Here is a 1,835-nt window from a genome sequence, read left to right on the forward strand (position 1 = left end):
AAGGGGGTACCTTGAAAGTACCTCCTTTTCTATTTGTTTTTCTGTTTCCCTTAAACGTTGAGCAACTTTTTTAGTCAGTAGTCCTAGCGGATGAGCAATATCAGCTAAAACTGCCCACCATTCACCATTGTGCCAAACAAACCTAATTTTGTGGCCGTTCCAGTTTTCGGTTTTTAACATTTAACTCACCTCATTTATATTTATTGATTTTAGCGAGTTCAAATCTAATTCTAGAATTGATGCTATTCTAATAAGCGTCTCTACACTTGGCATATATCTTCCATTTTCTATGTCTGATAAATAATTTCGTGACAGGCCAATTTGTTTTGCTAAATATTTTTGAGTGAATTTCTTTTCTTTTCTTTTATTCCTAATGATTTGCCCTAAATACTTTTTGTTCTTTTCTATCATCATTTCTTGTCTTCCCCCCTTTTTTCTAATTGTATTGTAGTGTATTTCCGTCAAAATGTAAAAGGTTAAAAATAAGTATTTCCGACAATTTAAACACATTGTAACGATTTATAAAGAAATGACTTGTTAATCCGTCATTTTGCTTTAAATTACTTGTATTTCCGTCGTTATATGTGTTGTATTACCGACAATTAATGGGTATAATAAAATAAAAAAGGTCGGTAATTACGACATTTTATATTTAGCGAATAATGAAAGGAGGTATATTATGGCTATTGGGAATAACATTAAAAAATATAGAATTGCACAAAAAATGACTCAAAAAGAATTGGCAGAAAAGGCAAATATATCACGTTCATATTTAGCAGATGTTGAAAATGGAAGATATAATCCAAGTATTGAGGTTCTTAGAGCCATAGCGCAAGCATTAAATATACCTATTGACGAGTTTTTTAAAAATAATAGTGATAATAATGATAACAGAATAACTCAAAAAATTAATCCTAAATTTAAGCCTATAATCGATAGCCTTGATAGAGCAGGTGATTTGCAAGATGAAGACATTCAGGATATTGCCGACCAACTTAGGTTTCTTATTGAATACCATAGGCAAAAGAAAAAAAATAATTCCTAAAAAGCCTCGAAAAGAAAGAAGCAAAATCCTTGCATTAGAATATCTTATTTATAAAAATATCAATTATTTGCCAATCAATTTAGAGGCATTTGATTATGTTTTTGAAAATTATGAATGGTTAGTATATAAGTACGAAGATGCAAAATTGATTATGCAGGTAGAAGATCCATTTAACATCAAAAAACGCAATGCACTTGCACGAACTTTGCATGAAAGAGGAAGTAATGTTTTTGTAACAGTTTTTATAGAAGACAAACAGTTTCCCAAAAGAAATTATTATACTCTTGCTCATGAATTAGGGCATATTGTATTGGGACATTTTTTTGAGTTTGAAAAAACTTCCTTGCTGAGAAGTGGTTTATTAGATGAAGAATATGCAGTCTTAGAACGAGAAGCTGAAATTTTTGCTGCTGAACTTTTAATGCCGATGCCGGTTTTAAAAGGATTAAAAATAAAATCTTACGAAGATATTGTTAATGTATGTAAAGTAACAAAAACTTCAGCTCAAATAAGAATGGAAGAATTTCAAAAATTCAGATTAACGAATAGAATGTTTATTCCATACATAGAAGTTAAAAAGCAATTTCACGATTTTATATATAAAAGATACTGCCCAAATTGTAGGTATTATTGCATATCCAACAAATTCGTTTATTGTCCTATATGCGGACAAAAATTACAATGGGGGGACGGAACTATGAAATATAATGATGGGTACGAATTAGATGAAAAAGGAAAAGTTTTAAAATGCCCTATTTGCGGCAACGAAGAAGTTGGAGAAAGCGAATAC

Annotated in this window: 4 protein-coding genes; 2 read left to right on the top strand and 2 right to left on the bottom strand. The window is 30.5% G+C overall.

Features of this window, described 5'->3' with window-relative positions:
• Together VIL26_06925 and VIL26_06930 are read right to left on the bottom strand one after the other, a co-directional pair.
• A partial coding sequence (locus VIL26_06925; GenBank protein HEY8390661.1) for a hypothetical protein occupies positions 1–180 on the bottom strand: 180 nt, incomplete at its 3' end.
• Complete coding sequence (locus tag VIL26_06930; GenBank protein ID HEY8390662.1) at positions 181–414, bottom strand: helix-turn-helix transcriptional regulator; 234 nt, start codon at positions 412–414, stop codon at positions 181–183. It abuts the gene before it with no gap.
• Positions 415–679: 265 nt separating this feature from the next.
• On the opposite strand from VIL26_06930, the gene VIL26_06935 reads away from it, so the two are divergent.
• Positions 680–1,045 carry a helix-turn-helix transcriptional regulator gene (locus VIL26_06935; protein HEY8390663.1) on the top strand — a complete coding sequence of 122 codons (366 nt, stop codon included), beginning with the start codon at positions 680–682 and terminating at the stop codon, positions 1,043–1,045.
• The coding region (locus tag VIL26_06940; GenBank protein HEY8390664.1) for an ImmA/IrrE family metallo-endopeptidase at positions 966–1,835 on the top strand (870 nt) is incomplete at its 3' end. The genes VIL26_06935 and VIL26_06940, both read left to right, overlap by 80 nt.

Source organism: Clostridia bacterium, from assembly GCA_036562685.1.
Classification (GTDB): Bacteria; Bacillota; Clostridia; order Christensenellales; family DUVY01; genus DUVY01.